Source organism: Clostridium folliculivorans, assembly GCF_024341905.1.
Lineage (GTDB): Bacteria > Bacillota > Clostridia > Clostridiales > Clostridiaceae > Clostridium_AR > Clostridium_AR folliculivorans.
The window spans coordinates 545,900-563,114 of record NZ_BQXY01000002.1 but is presented as its reverse complement, the minus strand read 5'-3'; the positions used below and the strand labels follow the sequence as shown (position 1 = coordinate 563,114).

Genomic DNA, 17,215 nt, shown 5'->3' with positions numbered 1-17,215 from the left:
GAAAGGATGAATTGTTTATGATATAAGCTTAAGTGTGAAGTTTTTCATTTTTATATACAAAAGAGAGTTTTTATATTGATATAAAAGTATATTCCAAATTTCTATTAATTTTTAGAAATAGGGTTGAATTTTTTGAATTAGGAGTAATTATTTATTATTATGTAATTAAACCCTTGCTTCGAAGTAGTGATCTCCACCATTTGATTTGGTTGCACTTGAAATTGTGTCTGGTTTCTGTATCTTTGGAGTTTTTGTTGCACTTGAAACTGTATCAACGGTTTGAGTTTGTCTACTGGAATAAATATTATTTAAAGATGCAGATTGAAATAATTTTGATATATTCATTTGTTAATTACCTTCTTTCACAGTTTTAAAATTTATCTATATAAGAAATATATAGATTAATAAATTAGTAAAATATAAAAACTCTCTAATGAACATGTTTGGCTAAATATATGGATGTACCACTTCGTAATAAAATATATTATTTTTAAATTCTCTCACCAGAAACCGTGAGAGTTTTAAAAATAAATTTCGGTTCGAAGTGGTACATCTATAGAATTATTTATGTTATATGTTAGTAAAACATATCCAATAATTGCAATAGTATAATAATATAGACTAAAGCTTAGAAATAGCTGAGAATTTCCATAAAGTGTAATTATAAGTTTTTTAATTTAGGAAATAATAATAAATATTAATAATTCTTGACATTAATCAATTGATTTTATATATTAAAATAAAGGCTATGAAAAGAAGAGTAATTATCTTTGAAGCTTACAGAGAGTTCCTTTTGCTGAGATGGAACAGTGGAAATTTTAATGAAACAAGGCTTGGAGCTGCATACGGATCTTATTTTGAGGAATAGGTGATACTATGACGTTTGTTCACGTTACGGAACTAGAGTATGTGTTAGTACTTGATAAGATTAGCATGGTAACATGCTAATGAAGCAGGGTGGTACCGCGATCAATTCGCCCCTACAGATTATTGTAGGAGGTGTTTTTTTTATACCCTTTTTACTGTCTAAGAAAGTATAAAATTTTTGAAAGCTAAACCTAGTAATATTAAGGAGTTAAAATAAAAAAGTTAGTTTTGGATAACTTAAGTAATATATTATTTTGAATTAAGCGTCAGTAGGCTGGATGCAGATAAACTTAATATGAATTAGGCAGTAAAATTTGCAATCATATGTACAATTAATAGTAATTTTATTATTGATTTTTTATTCTTTAGGAAATTATATTTTAGATATATCTATGGATAACTATGTATAACAGGCTTAAAAGATAATATAAGTTAAAGAATAAAAAAGAAAACTTATTCACCTGCCAGATTTTCCTCATATACATTCGGAAAGCAGGTGTGTTAAAAAAGCTCACTAAAGAAGGTCGCTCAGCAACTTTTTTGTAGATTTAAATAAATTAGTTAGTCGATGTTATTACATTTAAGGAGTGTGCAAAATGGAAAAAAGAAAAATAGAACGCCCAATATTTCCAAAGAAAGCAGTTATAACTTCAGGTATGCCTTATGGAAATAAAGAACTACACTTTGGACACGTTGGTGGAGTGTTTGTTCATGCAGATACCTTTGCAAGGTTTTTAAGAGATAGAATTGGAAAAGAAAATGTTATATTTGTATCAGGAACAGATTGTTATGGATCACCTATTTCTGCAAGCTACAGAAAAATGGTAGACGAAAATAACTATGAAGGAACTATTGAGGATTATGTTCGTGAAAACCATGAAAAGCAAAAAGAAGTGCTTAATAAATATGAAATGGAACTAAATCTTTATGCTGCATCAGCACTGGATAGAGCTGGTGAAATACACAAAGAGGTATCTGCTAGTGTATTCAATAAATTATATGAAGGTGGATATTTAGTTAAATTATCATCTCCACAGTTTTATGATCCAGATAAGAAAGTTCTATTAAATGGTCGTCAAGTAATAGGCAAATGTCCTATAGAAGGATGCACATCTGAAAAAGCTTATGCTGATGAGTGTGATTTAGGACATCAATTTATGCCGATTGAATTAATAGATCCAAAGAGCACTTTGTCAGGTAAAGTACCAGAACTTAGAGATGTTACAAATTGGTACTTTAAATTGGATGAATATAATAGGCTTTTAAATGAAGAAGTAGATTATTTAAGAAAGAATACGAATTGGCGTAAGTATTTACTAAATACAATCGAAGAATTTTTAAAGCAACCAATTATATATGTTAAACGTAAGCAGTTAGAAGAGGTAACAGATTTAGAAGAAAAGTTACCAAAACACACCATTATAGATGAACCAAAGAAGCCATCTGTTTCTTTTGTTTTTGAAAATCTAGATGATAGAGATAAGGCAAGAGAAGTTTTTGATAAGATGGGTATCCGTTTTAGAACTGGCAAGACTCTAGTGCCTTTTAGATTATCAGGTAATGTTGAGTGGGGGATAGAAGTCCCTGAAAAAGAAGAACTTAAGGATTTAACTTTCTGGGTTTGGCCTGAATCTCTTTGGGCTCCAGTATCTTTTACTAAAGCTTATCTGGAAAGCATCGGAAAAGATTCAGAAGCATGGAAAGAGTTTTGGACTGGAAAAGATTCGAAAGTATATCAATTTATTGGTGAAGACAACATCTATTTCTATGGAGTTGCTGAGATGGCAATGCTTATGGCTTTATTAGGAATAGATAAAGATGATAAAGTAGACTGGGAAAATGTGAATATTCCTCATTTAATTGCAAATAATCATCTGCTTTTTATGGATAAGAAAGCTAGCAGCAGTGGCTCTATAAAACCACCTATGGCAAGAGGACTATTAGAATACTATACTGCAGAGCAATTACGTATGCATTTTTTAAGTCTTGGATTAGTTAAGAAAAGTGTAAGCTTTGCACCTCAAGCTTTTATGGATGATAAGGATAAACAAGGTCCTGATACTGTTTTGAAGGATGGTAATCTGCTTACAAATGTGTTTAATAGACTTGTACGTTCTTGCTTCTATACAGCACAAAAGTATTTTGATGGCACCATACCAGTAGGAGAAATTAGCAAGGAAATTTTAGAGGAATCAAATGAAGCTATTTTAACTTATGAAAAGCACATGTACAATCACGAGTTTCATATTGTAACTTATGTTTTGGATAGTTATATTCGTAATATGAATAAATATTGGGTAAATAATATGAAGCAAGCAGAAAGTAAGGAAGATAATGAATTACGAAGGCAAGTACTTATAGACTCATTTCATGCTGTAAGAACAGCTATAACCTTAATACATCCTATTGCTCCAAATGGCTGTGAGATGGTAAGAGAATATTTAAATATAGATGAAAAACTTTGGAGTTGGGATTATATTTTTAATCCAATTAATGCTCTTTTAGGTGATCCAGCTACTCATAAATTAAAATACTTAGAACCAAGAGTAGACTTCTTCTCAAAACATGAGAGTCAAATCTCTGGGTAAAGGTTTCTAAATAATAAGTACTTTGCTGAAATTAGAAAGAGCCCTAATTTATATATTATGCTTTAAGAAGAATCCTATTATAGGGTTCTTTTTTTGTTGTAGAGGAAAGCGTATAATTTCTATGATATCTAAACTAGTAATTTCAAGAGATTAGGATAACCTTTTAGTAAATGCAGTAAAAATAGAACTTAATAGACTATAGGGTTAAATAAAACGTATTATGGAAGATTTTTATTGATTATATTAGATAATTATTGACAGATGATGGTAAAGATAATATGCTTATTCTAAGAAATGAATTACAATTCATTACTTACTACATAGGAAAGTATAAAGTTCCCATTATGGAGGAGATTTATTATGGTGTACAAAAAGTCAGATAAAACAGAATCACGTAAAGATGAAAAAAGAAAATTAATCTTTGAAACTGCATCTAAAGTCTTCGCGGAAAAAGGATATAACAATACTTCAATAAAAGATATAACAAATAAGGCTGAAGTTTCTGTTGGTACATTTTATTTGTATTTTAAGAACAAGGAAGAACTCTTTGAGGAATTATATGATCATATGGAACAAATAATAAGCAACATAAAAAATTATGCTATGAAAAAGGAAACTTCGGTAGCTTCTGAAAAGTTCGCTAATGTAGTAGCTGCCAGTATATGGACCTATCAAAAGTATAGGCAACTTGCAAAAATCTTGCTTGTTGAAGCTTTGCGAATAAACTCTCGATTTGAAGAAAGATATCAAGAACTTGTTATGAAATCCTGTGAAGACATGGAGGGGATTTTAAAGCGTTTGAAAGCTATAGGAATAATTGATGTTCCAGATGTTAAGGTGTCAGCTATAGTACATGAAGGTTCTTTTAACTATGCTATAAGCTATTGGCTAAGGACTGATGATAAAACTGATTTCAAAGAATATTGTTATCCTCTAGCGGTTTCTTCTCTTCAGTCTTTAAAAATTGAATTTTCTAAGGAAGATATACAAAGAACCATTAAAAGCATGTTTTTAGAATTGGATAAGGTGGCTGATGAACTAATTAAGTTTAGTTAAGTAAAAAAATAAATAGATTGGAGGTGGGTTTTTAATAGGTATGCTCAGTTGTACTTATTAGATCTTGTTATGATAGAATTGAATAAAATTAAGTTACTTGCTCAAGGTGGGCAAGCAGAGATTTATGAACTAGATAATGATAAAGTTATAAGAGTATTACGAAACGTAGAAGAAGAGGAATATCTTAAAGCTGAAATGGCAACTATGCAAGCTTTGAAGAAGAAAAACAAGGCTGTACCTACAGTATATGAATATACGAAGATAAATGGAAGACCTTCAATAATTATGGAGAGGCTTAAAGGGGATACGATGCTAGATCATATAAAGAAAAATCCTCTTCAGCTTTTCAAGTATGCTGAAAAGTTAGCTAGTCTTCATGTTGACACAACGAGTTCTGTTGAAGGATTGGTACTTATTTTAATAAATGATAGAGCAGCACATTTAATACAAAAAGCAGAGATGTTAGATGATGATGTTAAAAAATTTGTCCTTGATATTTTGAAGGAGTTACCAAAAGGAATGGATGTTTGTCACGGAGATTTTCATCCAGGAAATATCATGATTGTAGATAATAAATATTATGTAATTGACTGGTTTGGTGCAACTTATGGTAGAAAGCTTTCAGATATAGCACACACTTATCTAATTTTAAGAAACACACCTAAAATTCCAGGAATAAGTAAATTTCAGAACTATCTTATAGGTATTTCAGGAAGTATTATTTCAGGTAAATATTTATCTGCATTAGAAAAAATACAATCAATAGATTATAGTGAATTCTCCAGATGGATGGTCATCAGAGCAGCAGAAAGAGTTTATTATGGAATGCCTTTTGAAAAAGAGGCGCTTGTTAATTTTCTTAAAAGATGCATGAGAGCTCAAAGTGGTGGAGTAAATCCAGATGGTTGGTGGAAGCTTATATAAAAGTATATAGTCACTATTTAAAAGTTTAACTTGTATTTTACAACTCTATAAGATATATTTAATAATTCTTTAGTACCTTTAGAGTATAAAAATAAATTCTAAAGGATAGGTGAAGGAATGTATACTAAAAACTTGCTAGCTTATAGTTACAATTCAAAGACCGATGTGAAATTACAAAAAAAGATTAATTTAATGAAGGTATTGATTCTATTGTTATTATTGACTATTTGTGGTGTATTCATTAGAGGTCTTACCAAGTCATTTGAATATAGGAACAAAAGCAATCTTTTAGTTGCAGATTTTAAAAACGATATTACTATGCTCAGTGAAGCTGCTAATGTAATTGAGACAGAGAGAACATATAATAAATTTTTAGAAGTAGGTCAATTTGGTACTGATGGAAAGTTGATAGATGCCAAGGAAATCTCAAAGGATTTATCGTTAAGCCTAATTAATATTACAGATATGAATAAAAATAATAAGATAGATTCTGAGGAAATTTCAGAGCTAGGTATCATGAGATTTAGAACAGATATTTATCAAAAAGAGCTGAAAACTCTTCAATTCAGTTTGAAATCACCAGATCATAATTTGAAAAACTTTATAATTATAACAAAGGGAAAATATGCAGGGACAATCCTCTATAATGGCAATTTTAAGTTTATTGATAACGAAAATAAAAGGTATTTTGGTTTAGAGATATATATTTAATTTAATGATAAAATATAATTCAAAATGTTAAATATATTTATGTAACACTTAGCAATAAAATTTATATTTTTAATTTATCTTCTTACAGTCAGTAGGAGTTTTAAAAATAGATTTTGATTTGAGTGGCACATATTTAGTTTTGTATGGAGGAATTAATATGAATTATAAAGTTGATTTTCATACGCATACAATTTTTTCTGATGGCGGAAGCACTCCAGAAGAGATGATTGATGATGCTATAGCAGGAGAGGTAAAAGCAATAGCTCTTACTGATCATGATAATATAGAAGGAATTTGTGAAGTTTCCAGGCTGGCTAAGGAAAATAATATAGATTTTCTAAGTGGTATAGAGATAAGTGCACTTTGCAAAGATGGAAGAATTATTCATATTTTAGGAATAGGAATTGATTTTGATAATTCAGAATTCTTGAAGGCCTACAATGAAATGAAACAAGCTAGACACGAAAGTGTAAGTAATATCTTATCAATAATAAAGCAACAAGGTATAAATATTGATATTAATCAATTAAAAGAAAACTCATTTAGAAAATATTTAGACAGATACGATGTATATAAATACTTTATTGAAAACAAAATGTGTGAAACTGCTCAAGGAATTTGGGATAAGTATTTAGATCCAATTCCGTATGGTGAAAAAGAATTATTTAGAGTAGAAGATGCCATTAAAGTAATAAAACAAGCTGGAGGACTATCTTTTCTAGCACATTATAATAAACATATGGGATTCGCAGGACTGGATAATGACCAAATAGAAGAAGAGATAAGCTACTTAGTTAGTCTGGGCTTAGATGGAGTTGAAAGATACTATCCTTCCTACAGTGAAGAAGATTATAAATTTTTGGATTACCTAATTAATAGATATAATTTGATGATTTCTGGTGGTACAGATTATCACGGTAAAAATAGACCGGATATAAAAATCGGAAGCGGAAAAGATAATAATCTTGCTATACCCTATGAAATTTATACAAATATAATTAATAGATTGGAACATTTGAGTATAGGCAAAAATAAGATTTGTTTATCTAGAAGTCTCTTATAAAGAGCTTCTTTTAAGATGTAATATGAGGGAAAGATGTGTTTTTGTTAAGGTTATAAACAGCATGATAAAAAAGATGGATATTCTAGATTTAAAAGACTTATTTATATGAATATAGATAAGGAAGTTGAATTGATAAATCCTAAGCTAGAATATGTTGATGATGAAATGATTACAGTTTGGGATGACTGTATGTGCTTCCCTGAACTTTTGGTAAAAGTAAAAAGATTTAAAAGGTGTGTAGTATATTATAAAGATTTGGCTTGGAAAGATAATTTTTTAGAGTTAGAAGGAGATATATCTGAGTTGATACAACATGAATATGATCACTTAGATGGAATTTTAGCAGTACAAAAGGCTTTGGATGAAAGATCTTTCAAGATACAAATAAAATAATAAAAAATGATTAATAAATTCTTAGCATACTAAACATTTTATTAGTTAAAGAATTGTTGAATTATAGATAAAGGGAGCCTGTTATTTATGGCTCCCTTTAAAATTTCTAAATAATATCGCTGTTTTATATAAGTTTCTAAGCAAAAACAAATTCTTATAAATTTATTCTATCTTCTTAGAGTATTAATTCTTTTAGCAACCAAAGCAGCTATCACAGCTTTTATTAAATCACCGATAATGAAAGGAAGTGCTCCTACAATGAATGCTCTATATACACCGATTCCTGTAATATACGATAGCCATAAAACTCCTAAAATATAAACCACAACAATTCCGCCTATAATGTTGGCTGATATCATTGAAATGATAGAATTATTTTTATTCTTTATTATACAAATAACTATGGAACCAATAAGAAATCCCATTAGATATCCTCCGTTAGAGCCTACAATAACACCAATGCCTGATGCTCCTCCAGAAAATACAGGAAGGCCAATAATCCCCATAAATATAAATGTGATTACGCTTAATCCGGCTTGCAGTGGAGTAAGTACACAGCCAACAAGCATTATCATAAGGGTTTGTCCTGTAAGTGGAACCGGGCTAAAAGGTAGTGGGATTGCGATATAACCAAAAACAGAAATTAAGGTGGCAAATAGTGCTGCATAAATCATATCATTTATTTGAATTTTTTTTCTCATGAAAAGTCCTCCGATTCTATTGATTGTAATTTTAAAAATTTCATTTCTTAACCAACTTGTCCAATTTAGTATAAAATACTAAGAATATATTGTCAACTATAAAAGTAAAAGTGGTTGACAATAGATGGCTCAAAAAAATTTGATTCTTTGAAGCAAGATTTAAAACCTAGTAAAATGAAAATCAAGTTTAATAAGATTAAATTTTTTCGGTGAAAAGTTGTTGTTTACATGATATAATTAGACAGAATGTCTTAAAATTAAATATAAATATACAAGAAATATCAAGAATCAATTGGATGGATTGTTGAATATTTTCAACTCAGCTCGGAAAGTTGTTTCTATTTGTCAGAGCTTGTGGTGAGAAAACTTAAGATATAAGCGTAATTAAGAAGTTATGAGTCTATAACTAAGGAGAAGTGTTTTTGAATGAGAGTAAAATATAAACTTATCATCAGCTATTTGGTTTTAATCGTGTTTGCCGTAAGTGTTTTAGGTTTTCTAATTGGTAAGAAGTCAAATGATGCAGTGTTTAAAGAGCTAGATGAGAAAAGTCAGCGTTTAACAGAATCAATTATTACGACCCTTAGTGTAAGAAATGATCTTCTGACAGAAAAATCCTATGGGGATTTGAATTTTGCAAATACTTTATTAAATAATTTATCTGACCTAACAGTAAACTATAATGAAAACGTAAAGATAGGAGAGTTCAATCTTCCGGTTCTATATACAGGAAATCAGAGATTGTCCTTAGATAATACTATAGTAGATAAACTCAAACAGTCTACAGGGACTGTGGCAACAATATTTTTATTGCATGATAATAAGCTAATAAGAGTTTCAAGTACAATTTTTAAAGATAATATGAGAGTATTAGGGACATATATATCAAATGATTCTGTTGCTTATAATAGAATAATTAGTAACCAAGAATATATTGGAGATATTTTGATAGAAGGCGTTGGATATGTTACAAGGATGAAGCCTTTATTGGATAAAGATAATAAAGTTATTGGAGCAATTGGAATAGGAAATAAGATTATTAACAATTATCTAGAAGAAACAATTAGTAATGTTAAGCTGGGGAAAACCGGTTATGCATATATACTAGATTCTAAAGGGAATGTAGTCATTCACCCAACTGAAAAAGGCAAGAATGTAAGTAATTATGATTTTGTTCAAAAGATGCATTTAGGCAGTGGTGGAAGAATTGAATATACCTATAACGGAGTTAAAAAAGTAGGGTACTATCAATTTTTCGAGCCTTGGCATTTATATGTAGTAACTACCGCAAATTACGATGAACTAAACTCCTCGGCTAAATCAATTTTGACCACTACTGTTGTTACTGGTTCTATAATAATTATCTTAAGTGGAATTATAGGATTGCTTTTAGCAAATACTTTAGTAAAGCCTTTGGATAAGTTAAAATCCTGTATGGAGATAGCAGGCAAAGGTGATTTGACTGTTCATTGTGACATAGAAAGTAAGGATGAGATAGGAATATTAGCAAATAGTTTTAATAATATGTTGGCTGAGAACAGAAGATTGGTAGAAGAAACCTTAGAATACGATAAGCTAAAAACTGAGTTTATTGCTAATATGTCTCATGAACTAAGAACTCCGTTAAATATTATTTTTGCAACTGCGCAGCTATTTAACGTGCTAATAAGCAAAGGTGAAGATCTTAATACTGATAAAATAAGGAATTATACTTTTAGTATAAGGCAGAATTGCTATAGACTATTAAGACTAGTAAATAACCTAATTGATATGACTAAGATTGATTCTGGTTTTATGAAGCTGGAGTTGAGGAACGATAACATAGTACAAGTTACAGAAGAAATAACTCAATCCACTGCTGCGTATGTAGGGCAAATGGACAGAACAATTATATTTGACACTGATCAAGAAGAAAAAGTTATGGCTTTTGATGCTGAAAAACTGGAAAGAATTCTGCTTAATTTAATTTCCAATGCCACTAAATTTACTGAGCCTGGAGATGAAATAAATGTTACTTTGTTTAATTATGAGGATCATGTAGTAATTAGTGTAAAGGATACAGGCAAAGGAATACCAGAAGATAAAGTTTCACAGCTTTTTCAAAGGTTTAAGCAAGTAGACCCATTACTTAGCAGAAGTCATGAAGGTAGTGGCATAGGATTGTCAATTGTTAAGGCTTTGGTGGAGATGCATGAAGGAACAATAGAAGTAAAGAGTGAATTTGGAAAAGGTACAGAGTTTATAATAATATTGCCTGTGAAAATTATTTTAGATATAGAAGATGTAAAAACTAATAGCAATTTTACAAATCAATCTAAGGTTGAAAATATACATATTGAGTTTTCAGATATATATAACTAATATATAGAAACATCTAAATAGAACTTAGGATATCAATATTTGTAAAGAATAAAATAAGCTAGGAGTATTATTCATACCCTTAGCTTATTTTATTTGCCTATGTTTTTAGGGAATAATCTTTCTTTATAATAGGCATCAGCCTGATAAACTACCGCTAGAGGATTGTGACAAAGGACTCTATCCTTTACAGCGAATACAGTTACAGGTGCTTCAGAATATTTAATAAACAAAGAATCATGTCCTACACATAAACCTAAAATTATATTAAGTTCTGTATTATCGTCGTTTAAGAATAATGCTTGACCAATTGGGTTGCACATAGGAACTTTGCTATTATTTATTTCAATTAGATTTTTGGAGATATGTCCGTTCTTGCAAATCACTGAATTTACTTCGAAACCATTATGTACAAGTATCTTACTTAGAATTTTACTTTCATTAGAAAGGCCTATGCAAAAGGCTAGTCCGATTTTCTTATATCCACAACTTTTTGCAAAAGACATTGTTTCCTCTAATCTTGTCTTTTCACCATAATCTTCGCTGACAACTAATGCTGAAGCTTTGGCAAGCTTATAGTTTTCTTCATCATTATATAATGCTTTTATATCCTCAATATTTTCACTTATGCATGGACAGTTTTTGGGTGCATTATCTATATCGCCACTATTACATACATGCTTTGAACAAAGAGCACAAGTATACATGAAAAAACCTCCTTTTAACTGAATAAGTGCAATTAATAGTATGCTAATACAATATATGTTAGTAATTATAGTATAATATAAATCCATTAAAGAGAAAAGGTATATGGGAAATTCGAAAAATTGATTTTGCAATTTTATTTAAAGTAAATGGGGTAGAGGCACAGGGAAGTAAGAGTAGTGTTAGTGGATAAGATAAGTGTAAGTATAATTAAAAGTTCATACTTTTTATTTTATTGGTAAATTAAAGAAGGCCTATGATATTATGATTATCATAGACCTTCTTTAATTATTATATTTGGTTTAGATTATTCTAATTTAGCGATTCAATAAGGCTGTTTGCAAGATTCTCCAATGAGTCTGAATCATTTTCTTTCATGGCAGAATTTAAGGACATGCTATTATCTAAGATAGTCATCTCTTTCATGCCTTCTAGATGCTCATGGATTAATCTTCCAGATTGAGGAGCCCAAGAACCATTTTCTATAAGGCCGAAAGTACGTTTTTGAAGATTTAATGCTTTCATATCCATTAGATAGTTATGCATAGGTGGGTAAATGTTTAGGTTGTAAGTTACACAAGCTAAAACTACATGGCTATATTTGAAGGTTTCTGAGATCAAGTATGATACATGAGTACTTGAAACATCATACATAACTACATTTCGTAATCCTTTTTTGACTAGTCTGGTTGCAAGGTCATTAGCAGCCGCTTCAGTATTACCATACATTGTCCCATAGACGATCATAACACCTTTTTCTTCAGGCTCATAACGACTCCATTTGTCATATTTATCAAGTAAGTATCCAAAATCATTACGCCATACTAATCCATGGAGTGGACAAATGAGCTTTATATCTAGACCACTAGCTTTTTTTAGTAAGGATTGAACATGTGGTCCGTATTTTCCTACGATATTTGTATAGTATCTTCTAGCATCTTCAATCCAGTTTCGGTCATAATTAACTTCATCATTAAATAACTTACCGTCTAAAGAGCCAAAAGATCCAAAGGCATCTGCGGAAAATAATGTACCACTTGTGATATCATAGGTTACCATTGCTTCTGGCCAATGTACCATTGGAGCAGACACAAATACAACTTCATGTTTTCCAAAAGACATCTTGTCGCCTTCTTTAACTATTATTGTTTTGTCATCTATATGGAATCCGAATTGATGCATAAACAATGAGGCTTTTTCTGTGCATATGATTTTGGTTTCAGGATATCGAAGAATAATCTCTTCTATACATGCGGCGTGGTCCGGTTCAACGTGATTTATTACCATGTAATTGAGAGGTCTTTTTCCTAAAACAGCATTAATATTCTCTAGAAACTGTCTGCAGATTGACCAATCTACAGTATCGAATAGTACAGACTTATCATCTAACAAAAGGTAAGAATTATAGGAAACACCACTTGGTATAGGGTGAATGTTTTCAAATAGAGCAAGGCGGCGATCGTTGCCACCAATCCAATATAAATCCTCAGTTATTTCTCTAACACAATACATGAATTTAATCCTCCTTGTATAAATTGATTGTGAACTTTGATAGAAAGCTATCTATCTTTCTATAGGGTTCCATTACGAAAACTTAAGTTATGCATGTTCGAAAATCATGCACCTATGAATTTTAGGCATGCATAACTTAATAGTTGAAGTTGGAACCCTATAACGAATATCACACTTCAATGAACATTGTCTTTTCTTCCCCGCAAGAAGGACAAGCCCATTCTTCTGGTATGTTTTCAAATATTGTTCCAGGGGTTATTTCTCCTTCAGTATCACCCATAGCAGGATCATACTCGTAACCGCATCCGTTGCAGACATAATGTTTCCATGCATGAGCTACTTTCTTTTGAATAATTTTCTTCATCTTTTTCATTGGAGGAGCAGCTTTTTTTGGTTCACCGTTGTCTAAGGCTGCGGTTAGTAGTGGAAGAATTTCATTTAAATCCCCAACTATCCCATAGTCAGCGTTTTTGAAAATCTTTGCATTAGAATCTATATTTATAGCTACGATAGTAGTAGCATCTTTTATACCTTTTAGATGTTGGCCAGCACCAGAGATACCACAGGCAATATAAAGATTGCCGTTGAATTTTTGGCCAGACATGCCAACATAACGATTTAAAGGAACGTATTTAAGGGTTTCAGCTACAGGACGAGAAGAACCTATAGCAGCACCAGCTTGCTCAGCCAGGGATTCTATTAAGTGCATATTTTCTTTTTTACCTATGCCCATACCTGCACTAACAACTCTATCTGCTTTACTTATAGGAGTATCTAAAGGTATTCCTATAGTGAAATCATATCCGTCGTCTTTTAAAGCTTTAACAAGAGAAGCAACCTTTTCTTCAGCAGTACCTTGTTTAAAGACTACTTTCTTTCTATATCCTGTTGCTGGTTCATGCTGAGGAGCTTTGCTAACATGTTCAGTTTTTGGCATCTTACCGATGATATGAGAGGAGATAACCAGTCTCTGAATTTCGTTAGTTCCTTCATATATAGTGCAAATCTTGGCATCTCTATAAGCACGTTCAACCTCCATGCCTTTTAAATAACCACTGCCACCAAAGATTTGAAGAGCTTCATTAACAATTTCAAGGCAAACATCTGAGGCATACTGTTTTGCCATAGCGGCTTCCATGCTATAGTGCTCATGATTTTCCTTAAGTTCTGCTGCGCTATAAATAAGTAATCTAGCGGCTCTTAGTTTTGTTGCCATATCCGATAGCTTGAAGGCTATTATTTGCTGCTGACAGATAGGTTTACCAAATTGAATTCTTTCTTTAGAATATTCAAGTGCATTTTCATAAGCTCCTTGAGCAATTCCGAGAGCTTGGGCAGCTATACCAATACGACCACCATCTAAGGTAGCCATAGCAATCTTAAAGCCTTCGCCCTCTTTGCCTAGTAGATTTTCTTTAGGGACTTTTACATCGTTGAAGATAAGTTCTGCAGTAGCAGAAGAGCGGATTCCCATTTTGTCATAATGTTTTCCAAAACTAAAACCTTCTGAGTCTTTTTCAACAATGAAAGCGCTAATGCCTTTTGTGCCTATATTAGGGGTTGTAACTGCGAAAACAACATATATATCAGCTTGTCCAGCGTTAGTTATAAAGATTTTTGAACCATTTAAAATATAATAATCACCTTCTAGTACAGCTGTGGTTTCAGTACCACCAGCATCGCTGCCTGCATTTTCTTCAGTTAAACCGAAGGCACCAAGTTTTTCTCCCTTAGCAAGAGGAACTAAATACTTTTGTCTTTGATCTTCATTGCCATAAGCAGCTATTGGGTAGGTACCTAAAGATGTATGGGCAGAAAGGATAACACCTGTGCCGCCATCAACTCTTGATAATTCTTCTACAGCTATGGCATAACTAATTACATCTAAACCTGCTCCGCCATATTCTTTGGGATAGGGTATACCAAGCATCCCCATTTCAGCTAGTTTATGAACTGCCTTTGTTGGAAATTTATTTTCTTGATCTAGCATGAATGCTATAGGCTTTACCTCTTCTTCAGCAAACTCTCTGATTTTTTTTCTTAAAATTTCATGTTGTTCTGTGGTTTTGAAAGACATATATTTCCCTCCCTCAAATCAATATTTTAGTGAATGGAGGTATAGGGTTCCTCTACGAAAATTTAATTTATACTTGTTTGAAAATCCTGCTTTCTGAGGATTTTCGGACATGTATAAATTAATAATTGAAGTTGGAAACCTATATAGAAATCCTATCTAAAGACTTAATTTGTGGTTTTGTCAAATAATCAATTATATGATCATTAAACAGAAGCAAATTAATAAATTGGTTAGGAATCCTGTCATTAATACATATATTACATAATATACCTTGTTAAAAGTATACCTATTTAATGTATATATTAACCTCCTATACTAAATATATTTATTAAAGGTTTACAATAGAACCTTAAAATTATTTGCGTTATTCTTAAACCTAGATTAATTTATTTGTATGTAATTTTATGTAAAAGTAAGATATAATTAGTGATTGTAAACAGTACAAGGATCAGTTGTAGATTTATGCATTTATGTTTCGTGATGTAAGGGCTAATTAATGCAAATTGATTGCTTTATTAGTTAAGAGTCTTTTGTGTTATATTATTGAGAATTGTATGTTTATTAAAATATTTAATACCTTGTTGTATTTTTAATTGTTAGAAATTTTTTGGAGGGAAACATATGGACAATAACTTTATATGGATAATTATTGGAGCTTTGTTGCTATCTACTATATTATCAAGCATTAATCAATTGCAAAATGATGTTAAAAGAACAAATGAAATTTTAATAAGAATTGCTAAACAAATTGGAGTTCCAGAGACATCTGTAGATGATGAAATTGAAAGCCTTATTTTAGAAGGGAAAAAGATTAAAGCAATTAAAGTATATAGACAATCCACCAGATCAGGCTTAAAAGAGGCCAAAGAGCATATCGATTTATTATGTGAAAAACTTAAAAGCTAAGAAGTTCGAAGTTTTTAAAAGTTTGATAAGGTAAGCTATAATGGCTTGCCTTAAAGTTTGCTTTAATTTTGAATTTTCCTTAAGATTTCACTCTTTAGCGACAAAAACTAGTGAGATAGGTGTTGCTATAGATAAAATTTATTTGAAACTGGTACATCCATACAGATAAACTACTTAGATACTTAAACTACCAATAAAGATTTCGATGGTTTTATGAATCTTTATTGGGATAGATTTCAATAGGAAGTAATTTATCTATAAAGTAGGCTTATAGACTAGCCTTATAATACTGCTTTGGAGATAATTGAAATTCTTTTTTGAAAGCTCTTACGAAACTAGAATAATCTATAAATCCGCAAAGTGAACACACTTCTCCGGCTTGCATACCGGTTTTTAGAAGATCAGCAGCTCTTTTAGTTCTTTTCTTTTGTATATAGCCATAGAGGGTGTAACCAGTTTCTTTCTTAAACAAATGCATAAGGTAATACTTATTAAGATAAAAGATATTTGATAGCATTTCTATAGAGATGTCCTTCTCTAAATTCGAGTTAATGAAGCTTAAAATAGACTCTATTCTAGGATCATATTTAATATCATCAATGTTTTTATCTGTATTCATATCTAAGAAAAATCTATTGATTTTAACCATGAACTGTATAAATAAGGCGTTTTTCAGTATGGTACTTCCAAAAGATTTGTCCTGTATTTCATCCTTAAGCTCCTGTAAGTTTTTCTTTAGCAGCTCTATCTGCTTTATATTTAATCTAATAAGGTTAAGTTTTCTTTCAGAGGCTATTTGAAAGCAGCTGAGAAGATCGCAGTTATTCATATTTTGCTTTTCTAAAAATAATGGATTTAACCAAAATATTATTCTTTCATATGGTTCAGTTTGACTTATTATAGGAAGATGAAGGTCGTTTTTGCCAACTAATAATACGTCCCAAGGTCTAAGTTTATAGGATTTTCCTTCAATGATATATGTGACATCTCCTGAGATAAAGATAATTATTTTATCAAAGTCGTGGTAATGAACCTCAAAGTCATTTTTTTTCTGATCTTTAAGGTTGAAGAAAAGAAAATCATCATTAAGATAACCTCTCTTTATTTTTTCTGTAGAAATACTTTCATTCAATATAAACACCTCAGATTTTATTAAAATATCATATCGTCTTTCGATTAACCCTTTGGAACATGTCTATCTATAAATTATAGCACTTTATGCAATATAATAAGCATTTAATTCAAGAAAATCTGCAAAAGTTGAGAATATAATATAAATATAGTAAGAGAAAAGGCACGTAAGAATCGTCTAAATCTTGATGATAAATACTGCTGAAAATAAATTGGAGGAACT

General features: G+C 30.9%; 14 protein-coding genes and 1 other annotated feature. Of the genes, 8 read left to right on the top strand and 6 right to left on the bottom strand.

Translation table 11 applies throughout. The annotated features are described in order from the left end of the window. Nucleotides 1-165: 165 nt before the first annotated feature. Complete coding sequence (locus OCU55_RS08990) at nucleotides 166-345, bottom strand: hypothetical protein (RefSeq protein ID WP_261851967.1); 180 nt, start codon at nucleotides 343-345, stop codon at nucleotides 166-168. Between the two features lie 394 nt (nucleotides 346-739). Next, nucleotides 740-985, top strand: a binding site (T-box leader). 478 nt (nucleotides 986-1,463) lie between these two features. On the opposite strand from OCU55_RS08990, the gene OCU55_RS08985 reads away from it, so the two are divergent. The 6 genes from OCU55_RS08985 to OCU55_RS08960 all read left to right on the top strand — a co-directional run bounded on the left by OCU55_RS08985 (nucleotide 1,464) and on the right by OCU55_RS08960 (nucleotide 7,602). Next, nucleotides 1,464-3,455 carry a methionine--tRNA ligase gene (locus OCU55_RS08985; protein ID WP_261851966.1) on the top strand — a complete coding sequence of 664 codons (1,992 nt, stop codon included), beginning with the start codon at nucleotides 1,464-1,466 and terminating at the stop codon, nucleotides 3,453-3,455. Nucleotides 3,456-3,815: 360 nt separating this feature from the next. Continuing rightward, nucleotides 3,816-4,511: a TetR/AcrR family transcriptional regulator gene (locus OCU55_RS08980; RefSeq protein ID WP_261851965.1), complete on the top strand. Its 696-nt coding sequence runs from the start codon at nucleotides 3,816-3,818 to the stop codon at nucleotides 4,509-4,511. Nucleotides 4,512-4,559: 48 nt separating this feature from the next. Next, complete coding sequence (locus OCU55_RS08975; protein ID WP_261851964.1) at nucleotides 4,560-5,435, top strand: phosphotransferase; 876 nt, start codon at nucleotides 4,560-4,562, stop codon at nucleotides 5,433-5,435. A gap of 117 nt (nucleotides 5,436-5,552) precedes the next feature. Then, the gene (locus tag OCU55_RS08970; RefSeq protein ID WP_261851963.1) at nucleotides 5,553-6,146 is read left to right on the top strand and encodes a hypothetical protein; all 594 of its coding nucleotides are present in this window, start codon (nucleotides 5,553-5,555) and stop codon (nucleotides 6,144-6,146) included. A 157-nt stretch (nucleotides 6,147-6,303) separates the two neighbouring features. Beyond that, nucleotides 6,304-7,209, top strand: a complete 906-nt coding sequence (locus tag OCU55_RS08965) for a PHP domain-containing protein (protein WP_261851962.1) — start codon at nucleotides 6,304-6,306, stop codon at nucleotides 7,207-7,209. 105 nt (nucleotides 7,210-7,314) lie between these two features. Further along, nucleotides 7,315-7,602 carry a peptide deformylase gene (locus OCU55_RS08960; RefSeq protein WP_345795588.1) on the top strand — a complete coding sequence of 96 codons (288 nt, stop codon included), beginning with the start codon at nucleotides 7,315-7,317 and terminating at the stop codon, nucleotides 7,600-7,602. A gap of 167 nt (nucleotides 7,603-7,769) precedes the next feature. On the opposite strand, the gene OCU55_RS08955 is transcribed toward OCU55_RS08960, so the two are convergent. Continuing rightward, nucleotides 7,770-8,303 (bottom strand): biotin transporter BioY, encoded by a 534-nt coding sequence (locus tag OCU55_RS08955; protein WP_261851961.1) that lies wholly within the window; start codon nucleotides 8,301-8,303, stop codon nucleotides 7,770-7,772. A gap of 426 nt (nucleotides 8,304-8,729) precedes the next feature. Here OCU55_RS08955 and OCU55_RS08950 point away from each other — a divergent pair, with 426 nt between their 5' ends. Beyond that, complete coding sequence (locus OCU55_RS08950; RefSeq protein WP_261851960.1) at nucleotides 8,730-10,664, top strand: Cache 3/Cache 2 fusion domain-containing protein; 1,935 nt, start codon at nucleotides 8,730-8,732, stop codon at nucleotides 10,662-10,664. A gap of 89 nt (nucleotides 10,665-10,753) precedes the next feature. Here OCU55_RS08950 and OCU55_RS08945 read toward each other — a convergent pair whose 3' ends face one another. From OCU55_RS08945 to OCU55_RS08935, 3 genes are all read right to left on the bottom strand, one after another. Then, entirely contained in the window at nucleotides 10,754-11,368 is a 615-nt protein-coding gene (locus OCU55_RS08945; RefSeq protein WP_261851959.1) for a DUF1847 domain-containing protein, read from the bottom strand. Nucleotides 11,369-11,678: 310 nt separating this feature from the next. Further along, nucleotides 11,679-12,878 (bottom strand): FprA family A-type flavoprotein, encoded by a 1,200-nt coding sequence (locus OCU55_RS08940; RefSeq protein WP_261851958.1) that lies wholly within the window; start codon nucleotides 12,876-12,878, stop codon nucleotides 11,679-11,681. Between the two features lie 169 nt (nucleotides 12,879-13,047). Beyond that, nucleotides 13,048-14,955 carry an acyl-CoA dehydrogenase family protein gene (locus OCU55_RS08935; RefSeq protein WP_261851957.1) on the bottom strand — a complete coding sequence of 636 codons (1,908 nt, stop codon included), beginning with the start codon at nucleotides 14,953-14,955 and terminating at the stop codon, nucleotides 13,048-13,050. Between the two features lie 621 nt (nucleotides 14,956-15,576). Here OCU55_RS08935 and OCU55_RS08930 point away from each other — a divergent pair. Beyond that, complete coding sequence (locus OCU55_RS08930) at nucleotides 15,577-15,861, top strand: 50S ribosomal protein L7/L12 (protein ID WP_261851956.1); 285 nt, start codon at nucleotides 15,577-15,579, stop codon at nucleotides 15,859-15,861. 268 nt (nucleotides 15,862-16,129) lie between these two features. Here the strand turns inward: OCU55_RS08930 and OCU55_RS08925 are convergent, their stop codons facing one another. Further along, nucleotides 16,130-16,993 (bottom strand): AraC family transcriptional regulator, encoded by an 864-nt coding sequence (locus OCU55_RS08925; protein WP_261851955.1) that lies wholly within the window; start codon nucleotides 16,991-16,993, stop codon nucleotides 16,130-16,132. Between the last annotated feature and the right edge of the window lie 222 nt (nucleotides 16,994-17,215).

Bases quoted from the DNA above. Each gene is read 5' to 3' on its own strand.
- OCU55_RS08990 (WP_261851967.1), bottom strand. From the start codon at position 345: ATGAATATATCAAAATTATTTCAATCTGCATCTTTAAATAATATTTAT.
- OCU55_RS08985 (WP_261851966.1), top strand. From the start codon at position 1,464: ATGGAAAAAAGAAAAATAGAACGCCCAATATTTCCAAAGAAAGCAGTT.
- OCU55_RS08980 (WP_261851965.1), top strand. From the start codon at position 3,816: ATGGTGTACAAAAAGTCAGATAAAACAGAATCACGTAAAGATGAAAAA.
- OCU55_RS08970 (WP_261851963.1), top strand. From the start codon at position 5,553: ATGTATACTAAAAACTTGCTAGCTTATAGTTACAATTCAAAGACCGAT.
- OCU55_RS08965 (WP_261851962.1), top strand. From the start codon at position 6,304: ATGAATTATAAAGTTGATTTTCATACGCATACAATTTTTTCTGATGGC.
- OCU55_RS08960 (WP_345795588.1), top strand. From the start codon at position 7,315: ATGAATATAGATAAGGAAGTTGAATTGATAAATCCTAAGCTAGAATAT.
- OCU55_RS08955 (WP_261851961.1), bottom strand. From the start codon at position 8,303: ATGAGAAAAAAAATTCAAATAAATGATATGATTTATGCAGCACTATTT.
- OCU55_RS08950 (WP_261851960.1), top strand. From the start codon at position 8,730: ATGAGAGTAAAATATAAACTTATCATCAGCTATTTGGTTTTAATCGTG.
- OCU55_RS08945 (WP_261851959.1), bottom strand. From the start codon at position 11,368: ATGTATACTTGTGCTCTTTGTTCAAAGCATGTATGTAATAGTGGCGAT.
- OCU55_RS08940 (WP_261851958.1), bottom strand. From the start codon at position 12,878: ATGTATTGTGTTAGAGAAATAACTGAGGATTTATATTGGATTGGTGGC.
- OCU55_RS08935 (WP_261851957.1), bottom strand. From the start codon at position 14,955: ATGTCTTTCAAAACCACAGAACAACATGAAATTTTAAGAAAAAAAATC.
- OCU55_RS08930 (WP_261851956.1), top strand. From the start codon at position 15,577: ATGGACAATAACTTTATATGGATAATTATTGGAGCTTTGTTGCTATCT.